Here is a 22,437-nt window from a genome sequence, read left to right on the forward strand (position 1 = left end):
GCACGGCCGCCGACCCGGCCCCTAGAATCCGCCGCGGAGACAAACAACGAGCGCGACACGCGCCCCACAAGCCGGAGGTGGCTCATGCGGATCCTCATTGCAGAAGATGACCAGGTGCTGGCCGACGCCCTGCTGCGCAGCCTGCGAACCTCGGGCGCGGCGGTCGACCGCGTGGCCACCGGCACGCAGGCCGATGCCGCGCTCATGACCAACAGCGAGTTCGACCTGCTGATCCTCGACCTCGGCCTGCCCAACATGCACGGCCTGGAGATCCTCAAGCGCCTGCGCGCCCGCGGCTCGCAACTGCCGGTGCTGGTGCTCACCGCCGCCGACAGCGTGGAAGAACGCGTCAAGGGCCTCGACCATGGCGCCGACGACTACATGGCCAAGCCCTTCTCGCTGCAGGAACTCGAAGCCCGCGTGCGCGCCCTCACGCGGCGCGGCATGGGCGGCACCAGCAACGCCATCAAGCACGGCCCGCTGGTCTACGACCAGGCCGGCCGCGTGGCCACCATCGACGGCAAGATGATCGAACTCTCGGCCCGCGAACTCGGCCTGCTCGAAGTGCTGCTGCAGCGCGCCGGCCGGCTGGTGAGCAAGGACCAATTGGTCGAACGGCTCTGCGAATGGGGCGAAGAGGTGAGCATCAACGCCATCGAGGTGTACATCCACCGCCTGCGCAAGAAGATCGAGAAGGGCCCGGTGCGCATCGCCACCGTGCGCGGCCTCGGCTACTGCCTCGAGAAGATCCAACCCTGAGCCATTTCCCGCGCGATGAAACTTTTTCAGCGCGCGCAGCGCTCCCTGTTCGGCGAGATCCTTGACTGGATGCTCACGCCGCTGCTGCTGCTGGTGCCGGTGAGCATCGGCGTGACCTGGCTGGTGGCGCAGGGCATCGCCAACGCCCCGTTCGACCGGGCGCTCGAGAACAACGTGCAGACGCTGGCGCGGCTGCTGGTGATGCAGGACGGGCGCATCCAGTTCGCGCTGCCGCAGCCCGCGCGCGACATCCTGCGCGCCGACGACATGGACGTCGTCTACTACCAGGTGCTCGACGGGAGCGGCCGCCTGCTCAGCGGCGAACGCGACGTGCCGCCGCCGACGCTCGACGAGCCGACAGCGCCCGGCGTGGTCTATCTGCACGACGCGACGATGCGCGGCAAGGCGGTGCGCATCGGCTCGCTGTGGGTCGCCGGCGCCACGCCCGACGCGCCGCCCGCGCTGGTGCAGGTGGCCGAGACGCGCGAGAAGCAGTCGGTGCTGGCCACCGAGATCATCAAGGGCGTGCTGCTGCCGCAGTTCGCCATCCTGCCGCTGGCGGTGCTGCTGATCTGGCTGGCGCTGGTGCGCGGCATCAAGCCGCTGTCGGTGGTGGAGGCGCGCATCCGCGAGCGCCGGCCCGACGACCTGAGCCCGCTCGACGAGTCGGCCGTGCCGCTGGAGGTGGTGCCGCTGGTGTCTTCGGTCAACGAGCTGCTCAACAAGCTGCACGATTCCATCGCCACCCAGAAGCGCTTTCTCGCCGATGCCGCCCACCAGCTCAAGACACCGCTGGCCGGGCTGCGCATGCAGGCCGACCTGGCCCAGCGCGAAGGCGCGAATGCCGAGGAGCTGAAGCAGTCGCTCAAGCAGATCGGCCGCGCCAGCGTGCGCGCCACGCACACGGTGAATCAGTTGCTCTCCCTGGCGCGCGCCGAAAGCAGCGGCGCGGTCATCGGCTGGCAGAACTGCGACCTGGCGCGGCTGACGATCGAGGTGGTGCGCGAGGCGGTGCCGCGCGCCATCGAGAAGCGCATCGACCTGGGCTACGACGGCGCCGAAGCGGGGACGGCCGGCGTGGTGCTGCGCGCCAATGCCACGCTGCTCAAGGAGATGGTGCGCAACCTGGTCGACAACGCGCTCAACTACACGCCGTCGGCCCTGGAACGCACCGGCATCGTCACGGCGCGCGTGCTGGCCGACCCCTTCGGACGCATCGTGCTGCTGCAGGTGGAGGACAACGGGCCCGGCATCGCCGAGGCCGACCGGGAACTGGTCTTCGAGCCCTTCTACCGCGTGCTGGGCAACGAGGCCGACGGCTCGGGCCTGGGCCTGCCGATCGTGCGCGAGATCGCGCGCCAGCACGGCGCGACCGTGCATCTGGAAGACGCCCACCCCGGCGAGCATCCCGCGGGGACGCGGGTCACCGTGCGCTTCGAGCTCGCGGCGTGAACGCCGCGGGAAAGCTCAGGGCGCCTTGCGAATCTGCAGCAGCTCGGGCCGCACCTGCTGGTCGAGGCGGTGCGGTTCGCGTTCGGTGAAGCGGGCCGGCTGGAAGCCGAAGGCCGAGAAGGCGCCCTGGCTCCAGGCGAAGTAGCCCAGGTTGACCAGCACCAGCAGGATCGCGACGACACGCCAGCGGGTGTTCATGGCAGGGCCAGGCCGCGCGGCCGCACGCTGACGTCGGAACTGGTGATGCTCTGCAGGCCGGCCGCTGTCTGCACGCGCAGCTCGCCGCCCCAGCCGACGCCTTCGCACAGGCCGGTGGTGCCGTCGCTCAACTGCACCTCGCGCCCGCGCAGGGCGTCGCGCGCGGCGAAGCGTTCGGCGAAAGGCGCGAAGCCGCGCTCGGCGAAGACCTGCACGGTGGCGATCAGTGGCGGCACCACATCGAACAGCAACTCGCCAGGGGTCGCATCCGGCCGCCATTCCTGGACCCAGGCCGGTGGCATGCGCAAGCCATCGGCCTCACGCGGGCCGACGTTCACACCGATGCCGATCACCACGTAGCGCTGCGCCGCATCGCCCTGCGGCACGGCCGTCTCGATCAGGATGCCGACGAGCTTGCGGTCGTTCACCCACAGGTCGTTGGGCCACTTCAGGCGCACGCCGGCCGATGATGCCGGATCGAGGCTTTCGGCCACGCTCACCCCGACGGCCAGCGACAGACCGGACCAGTCCTTGGGCGCGAGCGGCAGGCCGAGCGAGAAGGTCAGCGAGGCCGGTTGCGCGGTGTCTTGGGCGCTCTGCCAGGGGCGGCCGAGGCGGCCGCGGCCGGCCGTCTGGCGCTCGGCCACCAGCAGCACCGGCGCCTGGGAACCGGCGCGCGCACGGCGCATCAGTTCGGTGTTGGTGGAATCGATCTCCTCGACGCGCTCGACCGCGAAGCCCGGGCAGTGCGGCGCCACTGCGGCGGCGATCTGGTCGTCGAACCCCGACCCGGCCACGGCGCGCGTCACACCAGCGCCGCGGCCTCGATGGCCAGACCGGGCGATGCGTCTTTGCGCAACTTCTTGCCCGCTTTCTTCTCTGCCTTCTTCTCGGCTTTCTTCTTGTCGGCCTTCTTTTCCAATTTTTTGGCCTTGGCCTTCTTCTTTTGCTTCTTCGACTTCTTCTTGTCCTCGTCCTTCGGCGCGAGCAGCGTGCCGCGGCAACTGGCCGAGCCGCACCAGCAGGGGAAGTCGGCCAGCAGTTCCGGCGTGTAGGGCAGGTCGATGACCAGCCCGTAGTCGTAGTTCAGCTCCTCGCCGGCCGGGATGTCGCGCAGCGCCTTGATGAAAATGCGGCCGTCGACTTCGTCGGCTTCGCAGTTCGGGTCGCAGGAATGGTTGATCCACTTGGCGGCGTTGCCGTCGACCTTGCCGTCGATCACACGCTTGTCGTCGATGTGGAAGTAGAAGGTGTGGTTCGGCTGGGCCGGGTCGTGCGGATGGCGGCGCAGCGCCTCCTTCCAGCTGATCACCTCGCCCAGGTATTCGATGAGCGTTTCGCCCTCGGCGATGTCCTGGGCGGCGAACACGCCTTTGCCATGGACGCCCGATCGACGGGTCTGGATGCGGCGGCCACGAAGCGGAGGGGTTTTTGAAGGCATCGCCGAAGTCTGATAGTTTGAATGTGCACACATGTGCGCGTGCGCGTATGCACGCACGCGAGAGCAGCGAAGTATAGAGAGAGCCCAGATGACAAAGACGTTGGTAATTGCAGAAAAGCCGTCGGTGGCGCAGGACATCGTCCGCGCCCTCACGCCCACGGCGGGCAAGTTCGAGAAGCACGATGAATACTTCGAGAGCGAGCAGTACGTCGTGACGAGCGCCGTCGGCCACTTGGTCGAGATCCAGGCGCCGGAAGAATTCGATGTGAAGCGCGGCAAGTGGAGCTTCGCCAACCTGCCCGTCATTCCGCCGCATTTCGACCTGAAACCGGTCGACAAGACCAAGACGCGCCTGAACGCGGTGGTCAAGCAGGCCAAGCGCAAGGACGTGACCCAGCTCATCAACGCCTGCGACGCGGGCCGCGAGGGCGAGCTGATCTTCCGGCTGATCGAGCAGTACGCCGGCGGCAAGACCCCGCTGAACAAGCCGGTCCGGCGCCTCTGGCTGCAGTCGATGACGCCGCAGGCGATCCGCGACGGCTTCGAGTCGCTGCGCACCGAGGCGCAGATGCAGGGCCTGGCCGACGCCGCGCGCTCGCGCTCCGAAGCCGACTGGCTGGTGGGCATCAACGGCACGCGCGCCATGACGGCCTTCAATTCGCGCGATGGCGGTTTCTTCCTCACGACCGTGGGCCGGGTGCAGACGCCCACGCTGTCGGTGGTGGTCGAGCGCGAGGAGAAGATCCGCAAGTTCGTCAGCCGCGACTACTGGGAAATCCACGGCGCCTTCCAGGCCGAGGCCGGCCAGTACCCGGGCAAGTGGTTCGATGCGAACTTCAAGAAGCCGCCGCCCGGTCCGGATGGCGTGGCCGACCCCGAGATGCGCGCCGACCGCGTGTGGAGCGAGCGCGAGGCGAAGGAGATCGCCGACGCCGCCCGCGGCAAGCCGGCCACGGTCACCGAGGAAAGCAAGCCCACCACGTCGGCCTCGCCGATGCTGTTCGACCTGACCTCGCTGCAGCGCGAGGCCAATGGCCGCTTCGGCTTCTCGGCCAAGACCACGCTGGCGCTGGCCCAGAGCCTGTACGAGCGCCACAAGGCGCTGACCTACCCGCGGACCGACTCGCGCGCACTGCCCGAGGACTACCTGCCGGTCGTCAAGGACACGATGAAGATGCTGGCCGACAGCGGCATGAAGCATCTTGCGCCCTTCGCCAGGCAGGCGGTCGACGGCAACTACGTCAAGCCGAACAAGCGCATCTTCGACAACGCCAAGGTGTCGGATCACTTCGCCATCATCCCCACGCTGCAGGCGCCCAGCGGCCTGAGCGAGGCCGAGCAGAAGCTCTACGACTTCGTGGTGCGGCGCTTCATGTCGGTGTTCTTCCCGAGCGCCGAGTTCCTGGTGACCACGCGCATCAGCACGGTCGAGACGAACGGCAAGAAGTACCCCTTCCGCAGCGACGGCAAGGTGCTCGTCAAGCCGGGCTGGCTCGCCATCTGGGGCAAGGAAGCCGTCAACGACGACGACGAGAAGGACGGCAAGAACCTGGTGGTGGTGAAGCCGGGCGAAACGGTGAAGACCGAATCGGCCGACCTGAAGGCGCTCAAGACCCGGCCGCCCGCCCGCTACTCCGAAGCGACGCTGCTCGGCGCCATGGAAGGCGCCGGCAAGACCATCGACGACGACGAGCTGCGCGAGGCCATGCAGGAGAAGGGCCTGGGCACGCCCGCCACGCGCGCGGCCACCATCGAAGGCCTGATCGCCGAGAAGTACATGCTGCGCGAAGGCCGCGAGCTCATCCCCACGGCCAAGGCCTTCCAGCTGATGACCCTGCTGCGCGGCCTGGGCGTGGAGGAACTCTCCAAGGCCGAACTCACCGGCGAGTGGGAGTACAAGCTGGCGCAGATGGAGAAGGGTGCGCTCAGCCGTGCCGACTTCATGCGCGAGATCGCCGAGATGACGCAGCACATCGTCAAGAAGGCCAAGGAGTACGACCGCGACACCGTGCCGGGCGACTACGCGACGCTCTCGACGCCCTGCCCCAACTGCGGCGGCGTGGTGAAGGAGAACTACCGCCGCTACACCTGCACCGGCAAGCCGGGCCAGGAACCCTGCGGCTTCTCCTTCGGCAAGTCACCGGCCGGCCGCACCTTCGAGGTGGTCGAGGCAGAAGCCTTGCTGCGCGACAAGCACATCGGCCCGCTGGAAGGCTTCCGCTCCAAGGCGGGCTGGCCGTTCACGGCCGAGATCATCCTCAAGTACGACGCCGAGGAAAGCAAGAACTGGAAGCTGGAGTTCGACTTCGGCGACGACGACGCCGACAGCGGCGAAATCGTCGACTTCAGCGCGCAGGACACGCTCGGCCCCTGCCCGATCTGCGGCGCGCCGGTGTTCGAGCATGGCGCCAACTACGTCTGCGAGAAGTCGGTGCCGACGAACGCGCAGCCGACGCCGAGCTGCACCTTCAAGACCGGCAAGGTCATCCTGACGCAGCCGGTGGAACCCGCGCAGATGGAAAAGCTGCTGGCCACCGGCAAGACCGACCTGCTCGACAAGTTCGTCTCGATGCGCACCCGCCGTGCCTTCAAGGCCTTCCTGGTCTGGAACAAGGACGAGGGCAAGGTGACCTTCGAGTTCGCGCCGCGCGAAGGCGGCAGCAAGTTCCCGCCGCGCAAGACCTTCGGCAAGGCCGCGCCGGCGAAGAAGGTCGCCGCCAAGAAGACCGCCGCAGCGAAGACGCCCGCCGCCAAGAAGGCCGCAGCACCCAAGGCGCCGCGCAAGCCCGGCGCCGGCCTGAAGCCGAGCGAGGCGCTGGCCGCGGTGATCGGCGCCGAACCGGTGGCGCGCACCGAAGTCATCAAGAAGCTGTGGGACTACATCAAGGCCAACGGCCTGCAGGACGCGGCCAACAAGCGCGCCATCAATGCCGACGCCAAGCTCAAGCCCGTCTTCGGCAAGGACCAGGTGACGATGTTCGAGCTGGCGGGCATCGTGGGCAAGCACCTGAGCAGTTGAACTCTTTGGAGCCGACCATGACAACCTCGACCCGCCTCTTGCTTGTGCCCGCCCTGTTGATGGCGCTGCTGGCCTCGGGCTGCAGCGGCCTGCCGGCAGGCGACAGCCGGTCCGCCGGCGCCTCGCGCAGCGGCGTCGAGGTGTTCGGCACCATCGATGCCGGCGTGGGCCGGACCGATACGAAGCGCTAGACGTCAGCGTCTTAGCAGCGCTTGCCGCAGCATCCGCGCGGCGCGGTCCCGGATCTTGCCGGGCGTGCTGTGGTGCGGGCGGTGCGGCTGCACCCGCGCCGCGGCGCAGGCGCCGAGGAAGTCGTTGAGGATGGCCGTGTCGTCCACCGTGCTGATGGTGCTGCCGGCCTTGTGGAACTCGGGGTGCCACTGCGTGGCCGCGATGTACCCGCGCCCGGCACGGCCGCTCACGCGGCGGATCGCTTCGGGCACCCGGTCCGGGTAGCTCCAGGCTTCCACCTCGAAGCCGGGCGCCAGGTCCTTGATGCCCTGGTGGTGGATGCTGTTGACCCGCGCGTGCTGAACGCCGGGGTACATGCGCGAGAGCTGGGTGCCCTCCACCATCACGATGTCGTGGAAGTTCTGGTCGTAGCTCTCCGGGTCGCGGTGGCGCAGCGCGTGGGGATGCTGCGTCTCGATGTCCTGGAACAGCGTGCCGCCGAAGGCCACGTTGATGAGCTGTAGGCCACGGCAGACGCCGAAGATCGGCTTGCCGGCCTGCTCGAAGGCCTCGACCAGCGCCAGGTCGTACAGGTCGCGGATGCGGTCGCCGACCCACGCATCGCGCAGCGGCACTTCGCCGTAGCTACCGGGCCAGACGTCGGCACCGCCGTGCATCACGACGCCGTCGAGCCATTCGGCGTAGTGCGACAGCTTGGTGTCGCCGCGCGCGGTCTCGCCGGTCGGGCAGGGCACCATCACGACCATCGCACCGGCCGACATCAGCCAGTGCGCGATGGACTGCTCGACGTACTGCAAGGTCTTGTTGGTGAAAAGAGACCGCGCCGGGTCGGCGTGCTGGAAGCAGGCGGAAAGGCCGATCTTGAGGCGGCCGGCGACGGTCTGTGGCATGTCAGTGGCGCCCGGCCGCCCGAAGGCACTGATGCGCCCCCTCGGGGGGCAGCGATACGCGAAGCGATGAGCGTGGGGGTTTCATCCTGGGAGCGCGGGCGAAGCGGTGAGGGAAAGACAGGCGACCATTGTGGCGTCACGGCCCGCGCGCGGCGAGTCGGACGACGCGCCAAGTATGCTTTCAGCCACAAGAGATCACGGAGACACCCCATGAGGACAACGCGATGAAGACCATCCAGGGCCCGGGAATCTTCCTGGCGCAGTTCGCCGGCGACGCCGCCCCTTTCAATTCGCTGGACGCCATCGCCGGCTGGGCCGCAGGGCTCGGCTACAAGGGTGTGCAGATCCCGACCTGGGACGCGCGCCTGTTCGACCTGCAGAAGGCCGCCGAGAGCGAGACCTACTGCGACGAGGTGCGCGGCACGCTGGCGCGCCACGGGCTGCAGATCACCGAACTGTCGACCCATCTGCAGGGGCAGCTGGTCGCGGTACACCCGGCCTACGACGCCGGCTTCGACGGCTTCGCGGCGCCTGCGGTGCGCGGCAACCCGGCCGCGCGGCAGCAGTGGGCGGTGCAGCAGCTGATGCTGGCGGCCCGCGCCTCGTCGCGCCTGGGGCTGAAGGCGCACGCCACCTTCTCCGGTGCGCTGGCCTGGCCCTATCTCTATTCGTGGCCGCCGCGCCCGCCGGGCCTGATCGACGAGGCCTTCGACGAACTGGCGCGGCGCTGGCTGCCGATCCTCAATGCCTTCGACGACGCCGGCGTCGACGTCGCCTACGAGGTCCATCCCGGCGAGGACCTGCACGACGGCGTGAGCTACGAGATGTTCCTCGACCGCGTGGGCCAGCATCCGCGCGCCTGCCTGCTCTACGACCCGAGCCACTTCCTGCTGCAGCAGCTCGACTACCTGGCCTACATCGACCACTACCACGCGCGCATCAAGGCCTTCCACGTGAAGGATGCCGAGTTCAAGCCGAACGGCAAGCAGGGCGTGTACGGCGGCTTCCAGCCCTGGCTGAACCGCGCCGGCCGCTTCCGCTCGCCGGGCGACGGCCAGGTCGACTTCGGCGCGATCTTCTCGAAGATGGCGGCCTACGACTACCCCGGCTGGGCGGTGCTGGAGTGGGAATGCTGCATCAAGCACCCGGAAGACGGTGCCCGCGAGGGCGCGCCCTTCATCGACCGGCACATCATCCGCGTGGCCGATCGGGCCTTCGACGATTTCGCGGCCGGCGATGTCGACCAGTCCGCCAACCGGCGCATGCTGGGCCTGGATTAAGCCCGGCCTGAACCCGGCGACAGGACGACCGCGGGCAAATAACCACATCGATTAGCAACACTTGTGCCCGATCGAGTAGAATACGCGGTTCGTTTCGATACCACGACGAAGCACTTTCGTCTTATCGCCGGCTGACTTGGACCATCTACGGATTTGCCAGGCCCTTCATTCTCCAGCCGGCTCATACAGTGTGTTGGAGCGCCAGACCGGGCGCCCATGATTGCCACCACTGCCTTCGTTCCTGTTGAAGCGAATTCCGCGCTGTCTGCGCCGTGCGCGCCCGTTTCGGGCGCCTCTCCCGGTGCACCTGCGCTCGTTTTCACTTATTTTCAGCGTCTTGCGGTGTCGCAAAACGCCAAGGCTTTCATGGACAACATTCAACACACGGTGGGCAAGTACCTCGTGTCGCCTCTCATCAAGAACCTGGACGACGGCCGCTTCGCAGCAGCCGTCTCGATCCGCTCGGGCCGCGGCAGCGGCATGCACGACCGCGTGATGCGCTTCACCCCGCACTTCGCCAGCCATGCCGCCGCCCTGCGCTACGCCGTCGACGAAGGACTGCACTGGGTGCGTGAACGCACCGCCGTCCGACCGACGCCAACGATTTGCGCCGCTTGAGCGGCACCCGGTTTTTCATCATCATCCCGACAACTTTTCAGAGGTAATTCATGGCCAAGGAAGAACTGATCGAAATGAACGGCGCAGTGACCGAAGTCCTGCCCGACTCGCGCTACCGCGTCACGCTGGACAACGGTCACCAGCTGATCGCCTACAGCGGCGGCAAGATGCGCAAGCACCACATCCGCATCCTGGCGGGCGACAAGGTGTCGCTCGAACTCTCGCCCTACGACCTGACCAAGGGCCGGATCACCTTCCGCCACCTGGAACGCCGCGGACCGCCGCCGGTCAACAGCGGCGCCCAGCGTCGCTGATCGCAGCAGAAGCCTCCCAGTGACAGGTCCCGCCACCGGTTTCGGCACGCTGCCGCTCGCGCCGCAGACGCTCGCCAACCTCACGCAGCTCGGCTACGTGCAGATGACACCCATCCAGGCGGCCAGCCTGCCGGTGGCGCTGCTCGGCCGCGACCTGATCGCCCAGGCCAAGACGGGCAGCGGCAAGACCGCCGCCTTCGCCCTTGCCCTGCTGGCCAACCTGAACCCGCGCCGCTTCGCCGTGCAGGCGATGGTGCTGTGCCCCACGCGCGAACTCGCCGACCAGGTGACCACCGAAATCCGCCGCCTGGCGCGCGCGGAAGAGAACGTCAAGGTCGTCACGCTGTGCGGCGGCGTCGCCCTGCGCGGCCAGACCGCCAGCCTGGAGCACGGCGCCCACATCGTGGTCGGCACGCCCGGCCGCATCATGGACCACCTCGAGCGCGGCAACCTGAGCCTCGAGGCGCTCAACACCCTGGTGCTCGACGAAGCCGACCGCATGCTGGACATGGGTTTCTTCGAGGACATCGTGACGGTGGCGCGCCAGTGCCCGCCGGAGCGCCAGACGCTGCTCTTCTCGGCCACCTACCCCGACGGCATCGCCAAGCTGGCGGCGCAGTTCATGAAGGCGCCCCAGCAGATCACGGTCGCCTCGCAGCACGAGGAAGGCAAGATCGTCCAGCGCTGGTACGAGGTGAAGAACAGCGAGCGGCTGCACACCGTGTCGATGCTGCTCGACCACTTCCGCCCGGCCAGCACGCTCGCCTTCTGCAACACCAAACAGCAGTGCCGCGACCTGGTCGCCGTGCTGCAGGCGCAGGGCTTCAGCGCGATGGCGCTGTTCGGCGAGCTGGAGCAGCGCGAGCGCGACCAGGTGCTGGTGCAGTTCTCCAACCGCAGCTGCTCCGTGCTGGTGGCGACCGACGTGGCCGCCCGCGGCCTGGACATCGCCCAGCTCGAAGCCGTGATCAACGTCGACGTGACGCCCGACGCCGAGATCCACATCCACCGCATCGGCCGCACCGGCCGGGCGGATGCCGAAGGCCTGGTGCTCAACCTGGCCAGCATGGACGAGATGGGTTTCGTCGGCAAGATCGAGCAGCTCCAGGGCCGCGAATCCGACTGGCGCCCGCTGGCCGAACTCACGCCCGGCACCGGCGAGCCGCTGCGCCCGCCCATGTCGACGCTGCAGATCGTCGGCGGCCGCAAGGAGAAGATTCGTGCCGGCGACGTGCTGGGCGCGCTCACCGGCGACGCCGGCTTCGCCAAGGAGCAGGTCGGCAAGATCAACGTCAACGAGTTCTCCACCTACGTGGCGGTCGACCGGCGCATCGCGCGGGAGGCGGCCCACAAACTCTCCACCGGCCGCGTCAAGGGCAAGAGCGTCAAAGTGCGTCTGCTCGACGATGTGGCCTAATTACGCCCTTCGAACTTTCACTACCCTGAGCCATCATGCCCAAGAAGATCCGTACCGAGGCTGACCGTATCGCCACTCCCGCCCCCACGCCGCTCTCCGGCTACGCCCTGCCCAAGATGGGTGGCGGCCAGAAGGTGAGCCTGGAACGCGGCACCGCGACCCGCAGCAAGAAGAACCCCGGCAAGCGCGCCAAGAAGGGCGGCTGAAGCGCGCGGGGGTCACGCCCCCCGCACCTTCCCCCTTCTGTCCGCTTCCACGAAAAACGCGCCTCCGGGCGCGTTTTTCGTTGGCGCAACGTCACCGCACCTACCGCCCGGTAGAAGTCGCGGACGCGACGCGACCGCGGGCAAACCTCAGTCGACCCATCGCCGACCGATCCCCACAATGCCTCGCTGGACCGCCGCACCGCGCCGTGCGGTGTTGGCTCTTGTCCCCGCTTCCCCGAGGATCGATGTGGAACTTTTCTTCCAGCAATTGCTGAACGGCCTCACGGTCGGCGGCGTCTACAGCCTGGTCGCGCTCGGCCTCACGCTGGTCTACGGCATCCTGCACGTGCCCAACTTCGCGCACGGCGCCTTCTACATGGCCGGGGCCTTCGCGGGCTACTACTTCATGACGAAGCTGGGCCTGAACTACTGGGTCGCCATGGCGGGCGCGGCCGCGGTGGTGGCGGTCATCGCGATGCTGGCCGACCGGCTGGTGTTCCACCCGCTGCGCAACGCGCCCGAGCTGCACGACATGATCGCCGCCATCGGCATCCTGCTGTTCCTCGAGGCCGGCGCGCAGGCGATGTTCGGCGCCGACTTCCACCGCATGCCCACGCCCTACGGCCAGATCGTCGAGATCTTCGGCCTCACGGCGCCGCTGCAGCGGCTCCTGATCATCGCCGGCGCCTTCTCGCTGATGGTGGTGTTGCATCTCTTCCTCACGCGCACCGTCACGGGCTCGACCATCGTCGCGATGGCGCAGGACCCGAAGGGCGCCGCGCTGGTGGGCATCGACGCCACGCGGGTCAAGCTGCTGGTGTTCGCGATCTCCGGCGCGCTGGCCGCCATCGCCGCCGTGCTCTACGCGCCGATCAACCTGGTGTACCCGGCGATGGGCCACCTGGTGATCACCAAGGCCTTCGTGATCATCATCCTGGGCGGCATGGGCAGCTTCCCGGGCGCCATCGTCGGCGGGCTGATCATCGGCCTGGCCGAGAGCTTCGGCGGCTTCTACTTCTCGACCGACTACAAGGACATCATCGCCTTCGTGCTGCTGGTGGTGATCCTGTCGTTCCGCCCGCAGGGCCTGTTCACGCCGAAGGGAGCCCGCGCATGAAGCTGCTCGAAGGCAAGACCGGCTGGGCGCTGCTGGCCGCGATCGCGCTGGTGTTCCCGCTGTTCGCGCAGAACAACTACCTGATCTCGGTCGCGACGCAGACCTTCATCATGGCGATCGCCGCACTGGGCCTGAACCTGATCACCGGCTACACCGGCCAGTTCAACCTGGCGCACGGCGCCTTCATGGCGGTGGGCGCGTACACGGTGGGCATCCTCACGGTCGACCACCAGGTGCCGTTCTGGATCGCCTTCCTGCTCGCGGGCTGTGTGACCGCGCTGCTGGGCTACTTCGTCGGCCTGCTGTCGCTGCGCCTGAAGGGCCACTACTTCTCGATCTTCACGCTGTGCGTGAGCTACATCATGTTCCTGCTCATCGAGAAGTGGGAGAGCCTCACGCACGGGCCGGTGGGCATCATGGGCATCCCGGCGCCGACGGGCATCGGGCCGCTGCAGTTCGGCACACCGCTGTCGCAGTACTACCTGGTGCTGGCCTTCCTGGTGCTGGGCATCTGGATCATGGCGCGCATCGTGCGCTCGCTGCTCGGGCGCAGCTTCATGGCGGTGCGCAACAGCGACCTGCTGGCCGAAGCGCTGGGCGTCGACCTGATGCGCACCAAGACGCTGTCCTTCGTGCTCTCTGTGGTCTACGCGGGCTTCGCGGGCGCGCTGTACGCAGGCCAGGTGCGCTTCCTCGGCCCCGACCTGGCGAGCGAAGTCGTCACCTTCGACCTGGTGATGTTCATCCTGGTCGGCGGCGTCGGCACGCTGCTGGGGCCGCTGGTCGGCACGGTGCTGGTCACCTACCTCACGCAGAGCCTGCAGTTCCTGCAGGACTACCGCATGGTCGTGTTCGGGCCGGTGCTGATCGCGCTGATCATCTTCCTGCCCGACGGGCTGGTCGGCACCTGGCTCAAGCGGCGTGCGCGGCGCGCCGATGCCCAGGCGGCGTCGAAGCCGGCCGCGCCGACGTCGGTGGCGCCGTCCGCGCAGGAGGGCCGCTCCCATGCTTGAGATCACCGACCTCACCAAGCAGTTCTTCGGCCTCACGGCCGTCGACCACATCACCACCCACTTCGAGCGCGGCCAGGTCAGCGCGATCATCGGCCCCAACGGCGCGGGCAAGACCACCTTCTTCAACCTGATCGCCGGCACGCACCCGCCGACCTCGGGGCGCATCGTCTTCAACGGCCAGGACGTGACCGGCATGCGGCCCGACCACGTGGCGCGCCTGGGCATCGCGCGCACCTTCCAGACCACCCACCTGTTCGACAACGCGACGGTGCTCGACAACCTGATCGTCGGCCACCGGCTGCGCACGCACTCGGGCCTGTGGGACGTGCTGATCAATTCGCGCCGGCTGCAAAGCGAAGAGCGCCTGTGCCGCGAGAAGGCGCGCGAGGCGCTCGACTTCGTCGGCCTGTCGCATGTGGCGAACCGCATCGCGGCCGACATCACGCAGGAAGAGCGCAAGCGCGTGGCCTTCGCGCTGGCGCTGGCCACCGACCCCGAGTTGCTGCTGCTCGACGAGCCCGCGGGCGGCGTGAACCCGGAAGAGACGGTCGGCCTGGCCGCACTCATCCGCAAGCTGGTCAATCACGGCAAGACGGTGTGCCTGATCGAACACAAGATGGACATGATCATGCGGCTGGCCGACAAGATCGTGGTGCTCAACAACGGCGCGAAGATCGCCGAGGGCACGCCCTCGGAAGTCCGGCGCGACCCGCACGTGATCGAGGCCTACCTGGGCACCGACCATCGCGCCGAGCAAGGAGCCGAACATGCTGCGGTTTGAGAACGTCGACCTGCATTACGGCAGCTTCCGTGCGCTGGAGAACGTGTCGCTGCACGCCGAGGCCGGCGAACTGGTGGTGCTGCTGGGCGCCAACGGCGCGGGCAAGACCTCGATCTTCATGGCCGCAAGTGGCATCGAGAAGCCGAGCCGCGGCAGCATCCGCTTCGACACGCAGGAGCTGGTCGGCATGCGCCCGGCGCAGATCGTGCAGTCGGGCCTGGTGCATTGCCCCGAGGGCCGCAAGCTGTTCCCGCTGATGTCGGTGCGCAAGAACCTGGAGCTCGGCGCGTACGTGCACCGCAGCGACAAGGCCGGCATCCAGCGCTCGATCGACGAGGTGTTCGGCCTGTTCCCCATCCTCGCGACGAAGCAGCACGACGCGGCCGGCTCGCTCTCGGGCGGCCAGCAGCAGATGGTGGCGATCGGCCGCGCGATGCTCGGCCGGCCCAAGGTGCTGCTGCTCGACGAGCCCTCGCTCGGCCTGGCGCCGCTGGTGGTCAAGCAGGTCTTCGAGGTGATCCAGCGCATCCACCGGGCCGGCACGACCGTGCTGCTGGCCGAACAGAACGCCTACTCGGCCCTCGCCATCGCCGACCGCGCCTACGTGATCGAACGCGGCCGCATCGCGCTCGAGGGCGACCGCGAATCCCTGCTCAACAACGAGGCCGTCAGAGCCGCGTACATCGGCGCCTGACGCCATTTCCTTCCAACCCGCACCCGGAGACAAACCCATGCAGATCGCTTCCACCGACCGCCCCCGCAGCACCCGCCGCCGCTTCGCCGCCGCCCCCCTCGCCCTCGCCCTGGCGGCCGCCTTCGGCGCCAGCGCCGCATCGGCCCAGGACACCGTGAAGATCGGCTTCACCGGCCCGCTCTCGGGCGGTGCCGCGCTCTACGGCAAGAATGTGGTCAACGGCATCGAGATGGCCATCAAGGAGATCAACGCGGCCGGGCTCGAGGTCGGCGGCAAGAAGGTCAAGCTCGAACTGGTGTCGCTCGACGACAAGTACGCGCCGGCCGAAGCCGCCATCAACGCCCGCCGCCTGGTGCAGCAGTACCAGACGCCGGCCGTCTTCGTGCCGCACTCCGGCGGCATCTACGCGATGCAGGCCTTCAACGAGCAGGAGAAGTTCATCGTGATGGCGTACTCGAGCACGCCGAAGATCACCGAAACCGGCAACAAGCTGACCATCCGCATCCCGCCGACCTTCGCCGGCTACATCGCGCCCTTCACGCGTTACGAGATGGGCAAGTTCGGCAAGAAGGTCGGCATGCTGCCGGGCGACCACGAGTACGCCAAGAACTGGAGCGCGCTGTTCGAGCCCGCGTGGAAGCAGGCCGGCGGCACGGTGGTATCGAACAACCCCATGTCGTACAACCGCTCGGCCGACTTCTACAGCGGCGTGAGCCGCGTGCTGGCCGAGAAGCCCGACGTGCTCTTCGTCGGCGGCCCGTCGGAGCCGACCGCGCTGGTCGCCAAGCAGGCGCGCGAGCTCGGCTTCAAGGGCGGCTTCCTGATCATGGACCAGGCCAAGTTCGACGAGATGGCCAAGGTCACCGGAGGGCTGGCGATGCTCGAAGGCTCGATCGGCGTGCTGCCGGTGTCCGACGACGTGCGCATCGGCGCCAAGACCTTTGCCGCGGCCTACCGCAAGGCCTACGGTGAGGACAAGTCGCCCACCACCGAGTCTTCGTACAACTACACGCTGACCCACGCGCTCGCCAGCGCGATGAAGATGGCCGGCACCACCACCGACGCCGCCGCCATCCGCGCCAAGATCGGCGACGCGCTGGCCAAGCTGCCGAAGGAAACCAACGCCGGCGACTTCCGCGGCGTCGACCCCACCGGCGGCACGCTGCTCGACCCGCTGGTCGCCACCATCGAGGGCGGCAAGATCAAGCCGGTGAACCTGAGCGACCTGATGAAGTGACAAGTGACGGCGACGGCGGCGGGGCCATACGGCCCTCGCCGCGGCCGGTCACTTCGTGCGCTGCGCCGCCACCTTTTCCGGCGTCACCCGCCCCGCCTTGTTGCCGAACTGCGCCATCACGTAGTTCGCCAGCGCGGCGACTTCGGTGTCGGTGTAGGCCTTCCCGAAGGCCGGCATGTACACGTGGTTGTCGCCCACGTGCATGTTCACGCCCTGCAAAATCATCTGCGTGACGTTCGAGCCCTCGGGGTCGTTCACGCCGCGCGTACCGAGCAGCGCGGCATAGGGTGTCTGCTGCCCCTGGCCGTTCCACTGGTGGCAACTGGCGCACGCCGCCGCGAACAGCCTCAAGCCCATCTCATGGCCTTCGGCCGTGTTGCTGGCCGGCGCCGCGGCGCTGGCCGACACGGCCCACGGGGCCTTGGGGTCGATGTCGATCGGTGATTGGCCTTGCCGGGCCGGCACGCTGCGCAGGTAGGTCACCAGCGCCGCTACGTCTTCGGGCTTGAGGTGCCGCAGGCTGTGCTCGACGGCTTCGCCCATCGGTCCGCCGGCCGAGCCGCGTGCGTCGGCGTGGCCGCTCGACAGGTAGCCGGCGAGTTGCGCGTCGCTCCACGCGCCGATGCCGGCCTTCGGGTCCGAGGTGATGTTGTAGGCCCGCCAGCCCTGAAGCTCGGCGCCCGCCAGGTCGTTGCCCTTGTCCATCGCAAAGGCCAGATTGCGCGGCGTGTGGCATTCGGCGCAATGCCCCAGCGCGGTCGCCAGGTACGCGCCCTTGTTCCACTCGGCCGGCTTGGCCGGGTCGGCCGCGAAGCGCTCGCTCTTGAAGAACGCCGCGTTCCAGAAGCCCATGGCCCAGCGCTGGTTGAACGGAAAGCTCAGGTCGGCGGGCTGGTTCGGCTGGCTCACCGTCGGCAGGCTGAAGAGGTAGGCCTTGATCGCCAGCACGTCGCTGCGGCTCAACTGCGTGTACGAGGTGTACGGGAACGCCGGGTACAGCCGCTGGCCGTCGCTGCGCACGCCGTCGTGCACCGCGCGCACGAACTGGTCGTCGGTCCACCGGCCGATGCCGGTGTCCGGGTCGGCCGTGATGTTGGACGAATAGATCGTGCCGAAGGGCAGCTTGAAGGGCACGCCGCCCGCGAAGGGCTGCCCCTTGCCGCCGGGGACCGTGTGGCAGGCGATGCAGTCCGCCGCCTTCATGAGGTATTCGCCGCGCACCAGCACCGACGCATCGGCCGGCGCGCCGGCCAGCACCGGGGCCTGGCCCGCCGACGGATCGGTACGGTTCAGGAACACATAGAGCGCGGCGCCTGCGACCAGCAGCGCGGCGATCACCATGGCGAGCCGCTTCATGCTGCGCTCCCTTCGATCGTCATGTCGTTCGTCCGCGCATCGGCGACCTTCTTCTTGAGTGCCGCCTTGTCCTGCACCAGCAGCGCACGGTTCACCGGCAGTTCACGCAAACGGACGCCCGTGGCGGCGAAGATGGCGTTGGCCAGCGCTGGTGCCGCGATGGCCGTGCCGACCTCGCCGAGCCCGCCGGGCGCTTCGCCGCTCTTGACGGTATGGACCTCGACGGGCGGCGTCTCGTTGATCCGCAAGCTCCGGTAGTCGTGGAAGTTGCTCTGCTGGATCGCGCCGTTCTCGATCGTGATCTCGTTGAAGAGCGCCGCGCTCAGCCCGAAGAGCAGGCCACCCTGCACCTGCGCCTCGATCGAGCCCAGGTTGATGGCGATGCCGCAGTCGAGCGCCACCACGGCGCGCCGCAGCCGCACCTCGCCCTGCGGCGTGACCTCGACCTCGACCATCGCGCAGACCCGGCTGCCGAACGGATCGCCCACGGCCACGCCCCGGCCGACGCGCGCCGGCAGCGTGCCCTGGCCCCAGCCCATCTTGCTGGCCGCCAGATCGAGCACCGCCAGCGTGCGCGGGTTCTTCTGCAGCATGGCGCGGCGGTAGGCCACCGGGTCCTGCTTGGCGCGCTGCGCCAGTTCGTCGATGAAGCCCTCGAGCACGAAGAGGTTGTGTGTCGGCCCCACGCCGCGCCACCAGCCCACATCCAGGCCCGGCGGCATGTCGTGGCGCACCCATTCGACCTTCAGGTTCGGGAAGTCGTAGGCGGGCTCGGCAACGCATTCGATCAGGTCGCTGTCCATGCCGTCCTTGCCCATGAACGCCGGCGCCCAGCGGCCGAGCACGGTGCCGCCGCTGATGCGGTCACCGAACCAGAGCAGCTTGCCGTTGGCGTCCACCACGGCCGAGATGTGGTCGTGGTACATCGGCCGCACGATGTCGTGGCGGATGTCTTCCTCGCGGGTCCAGACCACCTTGAGCGGATACGGCACCTGCCTGGCGAAGGCCACGGCCTGCTCCACCGAATCGGTCTCCAGCCGGCGGCCGAAGCCGCCACCCAGGTACTGGTTGTGCAGCACGACCTTGGCTTCGGGCAGGCCGGTGATCTTGGCCGCGACGGCCACGCAGCGCGCGGGCACCTGCGTGCCGACCCAGATCTCGCACTGGCCGGGTGTGACGTGCACCGTCGTGTTCAGCGGCTCCATCGTGGCATGCGCCAGCATCGGCAGCTGGTAGGTCGCCTCGACCAGGGTGCCCTCGGGCCGCTGGCCGACCTCGCGGCCGAGAATGGCCTGGCCCTTGGCCAGGCTGTCGGCCAGCGCGTCGCGCAGCTTTTGGGTGGTGAGTCCGGCGTTCGCGCCCGGCGTCCACTGGATCTTCAGCGCATCGAGCCCCTGCTTGGCCGCCCAGAAGTGCTCGCCGACCACGGCCACCGCGTTCGCGATGCGCAGGACGTCGATCACCCCCGGCACCGCGCGCGCCGCCTTGTCGTCGACCGACGCCAGCACGCCGCCGAGCGTCGGACAGGCCTGGACCGTCGCGACCTTCATGCCGGGCAGCCGGATGTCGATGCCGAACTGCGACGTGCCGTTCACCTTGTCGGGTGAATCGACCCGCCGCAAGGGCTTGCCGATCACGGTGAAGTCCTTGGGGTCCTTGAGCGCGACCTTGCCCGGCATCGGCAGCCTGGCCGCGTTCGCCGCCAGGGCGCCGAAGCCCGCCTGCCGGCCCGAGGGTGCATGGCGCACCACGCCGCGGGCGACGGTGCAGCTCGCCGGGTCCACCTTCCATTGCGCAGCAGCGGCCGCCACCAGCAGCGTGCGCGCCACCGCGCCCGCTTCACGCAGCACGCCGTAGGTGCCGCGCGTGCTGGTCGAGCCGCCGGTGATCTGGCCGCCCAGCAGCGGCATGCCATAGAGCGCCTCGTTGGGCGGCGAATGCTCCACGCGCACCTGGTCGAGTTCCACGCCCAGCTCCTCGGCGATCATCATGGCCGAGCCGGTGTAGATGCCCTGCCCCATCTCGACCATGGGCATGACCAGGCGCACGCCGCCGTCGGCGTCCACGCGGATGAAGGCATTGGGCGCAAAGGGTGGGTTGCCGTCGGCCAAAGCGGCGGCGGCATCGCCGGGCTGCTGCCGGGCGTTGATCGCCGCCGCAGCCTTGCCGGCACCGCCGAGCCAGGTGAAGGCGATGGCCAGGCCGCCGGCCTGGAGCAGGGTCCGACGATCGACGGTGGCGGGCGCGTTCACGATGCGCTCCCGGCCGGTGCGGTGACGATCGACTGCAGCAGTTCGGGCTTGCCCGTGGCCGCCTGCTTGATGGCCGCGCGGATGCGCACGTAGGTCGCGCAGCGGCAGACGTTGCCCGCCATGGCCAGGTCGATGTCGGCATCGCTCGGGTTCGGCACGCGCTTGAGCAGCGCTGCCGCCGACATGATCTGGCCCGACTGGCAGTAGCCGCACTGCACCACGTCGACGTCGAGCCAGGCCTTCTGCACCTGCCGGCCGCTGGCCGTCTCGGCCACGCCCTCGATGGTGGTGATGGGCTTCGTGCCGACCGCACCGACCGGCAGCACGCACGAGCGGACCGGCTGCCCGTCGAGGTGCACCGTGCAGGCGCCGCACTGCGCGATGCCGCAGCCGAACTTGGTGCCGGTCAGGCCGACGACGTCGCGCAGGACCCAGAGCAGCGGCATGTCCTGGGGGACGTTCACGGCATGGGGCTTGCCGTTGATGTTCAGATCGATCATGGGGTTTCCTCGTGTGGTGGGCGCGGTCGGGTGATGCGCTCGCTTGTATTTATGGTGGCGCCGTTCGCTGCGACAGGCCTCCTCGAGACACCCGTCGAATGCCGCGAAGCGGCCGTTGCAGTTTCGCGCTTTTTCCGCCGGACGGCGCACGACGCCCGAGAGAGCCGCAGAACCTCCATCGGGCGATGCACGGCTGCCCCGTCGGAGGCAGGGCAAAGCTGGTAGAAGGCGCCGACGGTGCGTCAGCCCAGGCCGCCCACCACCGAGACCACCAGCCACACGTTGGCCACGGCGATCACCCCGAACAGGCCCCAGGCCACGGTCTTGAGCCACGGCCCGTTGGCGTACTCGCCCATCAGCGCGCGGTCGCTGGTGAAGCGCACCAGCGGCCAGATCGCGAAGGGCAGCTGGAAGCTCAACACCACCTGGCTCGCCACCAGCATCTTGCCGATGGCCCCGTCGCCGAGCCACCAGACGCCGACGAAGGCGGGCACCAGCGCCAGCGCGCGCGTGATCAGGCGGCGCTGCCAGCACGGGATCTTCAGGTCGAGGAAGCCCTCCATGATGATCTGGCCGGCGATGGTGCCGGTGAAGGTCGAGCTCTGGCCCGAGGCGAGCAGCGCGATGCCGAAGAGCGTGGCGGCGAGCGCGCTGCCGACCAGCGGTTCGATCAGGTGATACGCGTCCTCGATGTCCGCGACCTCGCGGTGGCCGTTCGCGTTGAACGCGCTGGCCGCCAGCACCATGATCGCGGCGTTGACGAGCAGCGCCAACGACAGCGACACCACCGCGTCGAGCGTGCAGAAGCGCACCGCCTCGCGCCGCGCGGCATCCGTCTTCGCCACCAGCCGCGTCTGCACGATCGACGAGTGCAGGTACAGGTTGTGCGGCATCACGGTCGCGCCCACGATGCCGATCGCCAGGTACAGCGCACCGGGCTGCTGCAGCCGCTCCAGGCTGGGCGCGAAGCCCATCGCCACGCCGAACCAGTTGGGCTGCGACATGAAAAGCTCGACCGCGAAGCAACCGGCGATGGTCGTCACCAGGCCCAGCACGATCGCCTCCACGCGGCGAAAGCCCGCGCCCTGCAGGCCCAGCACCAGCAGCGTGTCGAAGGCGGTGATGCCGATGCCGACCGGGATCGACACGCCGAACAGCAGGTGCAGCGCCAGCGCGCTGCCCAGCACCTCGGCCAGGTCGCAGGCCACGATGGCGAGTTCCGCGCCCAGCCACAGGAAGCGGTTGACCCGCGGCGAATAGCGCTCGCGGCAGGCGCGTGCCAGGTCCTTCTGCGCCACCAGGCCGAGCCGCACGCACAGCGTCTGCAGCAGCATCGCCGCGAGGCTCGCGAGCAGCACGACGAAGAGCAGGCCGTAGCCGAACTTCGAGCCCGCCTCGATGTCGGTGGCCCAGTTACCCGGGTCCATGTAGCCGACCGACACCAGCAGGCCGGGGCCGGCGTAGCGCCAGAGCTTCTTGTGGAAAGGCAGCCCGGCGTCGACGGCGATGCTGCCTTTGACTTCGGAGGGGCAGAAGGGCGCGGTGGCGGTGCGAGGCAGCGAAAACATGGCGCCCGATGATAGGTGCGCACGTCGGCAAAGCAGGCGCGGCGTCCTACGCGGAGGCCGCAGGGGTTTGCCTATTTTTCGGGGCCGCTCACGCCGAACGACCCCTGAACCGCACGCCATTTCCAGAGAACCC

General features: G+C 68.5%; 22 protein-coding genes. 14 read left to right on the forward strand and 8 right to left on the reverse strand.

Annotated features, from left to right (window positions below):
* Nucleotides 1–84 precede the first annotated feature (84 nt).
* Nucleotides 85–759: a response regulator transcription factor gene (locus N8A90_RS13950; protein WP_262075525.1), complete on the forward strand. Its 675-nt coding sequence runs from the start codon at nt 85–87 to the stop codon at nt 757–759.
* Between the two features lie 15 nt (nt 760–774).
* Nucleotides 775–2,211 carry a sensor histidine kinase gene (locus tag N8A90_RS13955; protein WP_262075526.1) on the forward strand — a complete coding sequence of 479 codons (1,437 nt, stop codon included), beginning with the start codon at nt 775–777 and terminating at the stop codon, nt 2,209–2,211.
* A gap of 15 nt (nt 2,212–2,226) precedes the next feature.
* Here the strand turns inward: N8A90_RS13955 and N8A90_RS13960 are convergent, their stop codons facing one another.
* From N8A90_RS13960 to N8A90_RS13970, 3 genes are read right to left on the reverse strand one after another with little or no spacing between them, the layout of a single operon-like run.
* Complete coding sequence (locus N8A90_RS13960; protein WP_262075527.1) at nt 2,227–2,409, reverse strand: sporulation protein; 183 nt, start codon at nt 2,407–2,409, stop codon at nt 2,227–2,229.
* Nucleotides 2,406–3,218 (reverse strand): biotin--[acetyl-CoA-carboxylase] ligase, encoded by an 813-nt coding sequence (locus N8A90_RS13965; protein WP_262075528.1) that lies wholly within the window; start codon nt 3,216–3,218, stop codon nt 2,406–2,408. Before N8A90_RS13965 ends, N8A90_RS13960 begins: the two co-directional genes overlap by 4 nt.
* On the reverse strand, nt 3,215–3,850 hold the full coding sequence (locus tag N8A90_RS13970) for an SET domain-containing protein (RefSeq protein WP_262075701.1): 636 nt from the start codon (nt 3,848–3,850) through the stop codon (nt 3,215–3,217). Before N8A90_RS13970 ends, N8A90_RS13965 begins: the two co-directional genes overlap by 4 nt.
* A gap of 88 nt (nt 3,851–3,938) precedes the next feature.
* Here N8A90_RS13970 and N8A90_RS13975 point away from each other — a divergent pair, with 88 nt between their 5' ends.
* The gene (locus N8A90_RS13975) at nt 3,939–6,869 is read left to right on the forward strand and encodes a DNA topoisomerase III (protein ID WP_262075529.1); all 2,931 of its coding nucleotides are present in this window, start codon (nt 3,939–3,941) and stop codon (nt 6,867–6,869) included.
* Nucleotides 6,870–6,886: 17 nt separating this feature from the next.
* Nucleotides 6,887–7,060 (forward strand): hypothetical protein, encoded by a 174-nt coding sequence (locus tag N8A90_RS13980; protein WP_262075530.1) that lies wholly within the window; start codon nt 6,887–6,889, stop codon nt 7,058–7,060.
* Between the two features lie 3 nt (nt 7,061–7,063).
* On the opposite strand, the gene N8A90_RS13985 is transcribed toward N8A90_RS13980, so the two are convergent.
* Entirely contained in the window at nt 7,064–7,951 is an 888-nt protein-coding gene (locus N8A90_RS13985) for a gamma-glutamyl-gamma-aminobutyrate hydrolase family protein (RefSeq protein WP_262075531.1), read from the reverse strand.
* A gap of 224 nt (nt 7,952–8,175) precedes the next feature.
* Here N8A90_RS13985 and N8A90_RS13990 point away from each other — a divergent pair, with 224 nt between their 5' ends.
* From N8A90_RS13990 to N8A90_RS14035, 10 genes are all read left to right on the forward strand, one after another.
* The gene (locus tag N8A90_RS13990) at nt 8,176–9,231 is read left to right on the forward strand and encodes a sugar phosphate isomerase/epimerase family protein (protein WP_262075532.1); all 1,056 of its coding nucleotides are present in this window, start codon (nt 8,176–8,178) and stop codon (nt 9,229–9,231) included.
* 216 nt (nt 9,232–9,447) lie between these two features.
* The gene (locus tag N8A90_RS25495; protein ID WP_410087682.1) at nt 9,448–9,849 is read left to right on the forward strand and encodes a hypothetical protein; all 402 of its coding nucleotides are present in this window, start codon (nt 9,448–9,450) and stop codon (nt 9,847–9,849) included.
* Between the two features lie 50 nt (nt 9,850–9,899).
* Nucleotides 9,900–10,163, forward strand: coding sequence for a translation initiation factor IF-1 (gene infA, locus N8A90_RS14000; RefSeq protein WP_068631262.1), 264 nt, complete (start codon nt 9,900–9,902; stop codon nt 10,161–10,163).
* Between the two features lie 19 nt (nt 10,164–10,182).
* Nucleotides 10,183–11,580, forward strand: a complete 1,398-nt coding sequence (gene dbpA / locus N8A90_RS14005; RefSeq protein WP_262075533.1) for an ATP-dependent RNA helicase DbpA — start codon at nt 10,183–10,185, stop codon at nt 11,578–11,580.
* Nucleotides 11,581–11,615: 35 nt separating this feature from the next.
* Nucleotides 11,616–11,786 (forward strand): hypothetical protein, encoded by a 171-nt coding sequence (locus N8A90_RS14010; protein WP_262075534.1) that lies wholly within the window; start codon nt 11,616–11,618, stop codon nt 11,784–11,786.
* Nucleotides 11,787–12,033: 247 nt separating this feature from the next.
* Entirely contained in the window at nt 12,034–12,903 is an 870-nt protein-coding gene (locus N8A90_RS14015) for a branched-chain amino acid ABC transporter permease (RefSeq protein WP_262075535.1), read from the forward strand.
* Complete coding sequence (locus tag N8A90_RS14020) at nt 12,900–13,916, forward strand: branched-chain amino acid ABC transporter permease (RefSeq protein WP_262075536.1); 1,017 nt, start codon at nt 12,900–12,902, stop codon at nt 13,914–13,916. The genes N8A90_RS14015 and N8A90_RS14020 overlap by 4 nt, the downstream gene beginning before the upstream one ends.
* Nucleotides 13,909–14,697, forward strand: a complete 789-nt coding sequence (locus tag N8A90_RS14025; RefSeq protein WP_262075537.1) for an ABC transporter ATP-binding protein — start codon at nt 13,909–13,911, stop codon at nt 14,695–14,697. Before N8A90_RS14020 ends, N8A90_RS14025 begins: the two co-directional genes overlap by 8 nt.
* Nucleotides 14,684–15,391 carry an ABC transporter ATP-binding protein gene (locus N8A90_RS14030; protein ID WP_262075538.1) on the forward strand — a complete coding sequence of 236 codons (708 nt, stop codon included), beginning with the start codon at nt 14,684–14,686 and terminating at the stop codon, nt 15,389–15,391. Before N8A90_RS14025 ends, N8A90_RS14030 begins: the two co-directional genes overlap by 14 nt.
* Before the next feature lie 37 nt (nt 15,392–15,428).
* Nucleotides 15,429–16,628, forward strand: coding sequence for an ABC transporter substrate-binding protein (locus N8A90_RS14035; RefSeq protein ID WP_262075539.1), 1,200 nt, complete (start codon nt 15,429–15,431; stop codon nt 16,626–16,628).
* A 48-nt stretch (nt 16,629–16,676) separates the two neighbouring features.
* On the opposite strand, the gene N8A90_RS14040 is transcribed toward N8A90_RS14035, so the two are convergent.
* The 4 genes from N8A90_RS14040 to N8A90_RS14055 all read right to left on the reverse strand — a co-directional run bounded on the left by N8A90_RS14040 (nt 16,677) and on the right by N8A90_RS14055 (nt 22,304).
* Nucleotides 16,677–17,984: a c-type cytochrome gene (locus tag N8A90_RS14040; protein WP_262075540.1), complete on the reverse strand. Its 1,308-nt coding sequence runs from the start codon at nt 17,982–17,984 to the stop codon at nt 16,677–16,679.
* Nucleotides 17,981–20,236 carry a xanthine dehydrogenase family protein molybdopterin-binding subunit gene (locus tag N8A90_RS14045; protein WP_262075541.1) on the reverse strand — a complete coding sequence of 752 codons (2,256 nt, stop codon included), beginning with the start codon at nt 20,234–20,236 and terminating at the stop codon, nt 17,981–17,983. Before N8A90_RS14045 ends, N8A90_RS14040 begins: the two co-directional genes overlap by 4 nt.
* On the reverse strand, nt 20,233–20,736 hold the full coding sequence (locus N8A90_RS14050; RefSeq protein WP_262075542.1) for a (2Fe-2S)-binding protein: 504 nt from the start codon (nt 20,734–20,736) through the stop codon (nt 20,233–20,235). Before N8A90_RS14050 ends, N8A90_RS14045 begins: the two co-directional genes overlap by 4 nt.
* A 242-nt stretch (nt 20,737–20,978) precedes the next feature.
* Nucleotides 20,979–22,304: an Nramp family divalent metal transporter gene (locus N8A90_RS14055; RefSeq protein WP_262075543.1), complete on the reverse strand. Its 1,326-nt coding sequence runs from the start codon at nt 22,302–22,304 to the stop codon at nt 20,979–20,981.
* Nucleotides 22,305–22,437 lie beyond the last annotated feature (133 nt).

It is taken from the genome of Variovorax sp. N23 (genome assembly GCF_025486315.1).
GTDB lineage: Bacteria > Pseudomonadota > Gammaproteobacteria > Burkholderiales > Burkholderiaceae_C > Variovorax.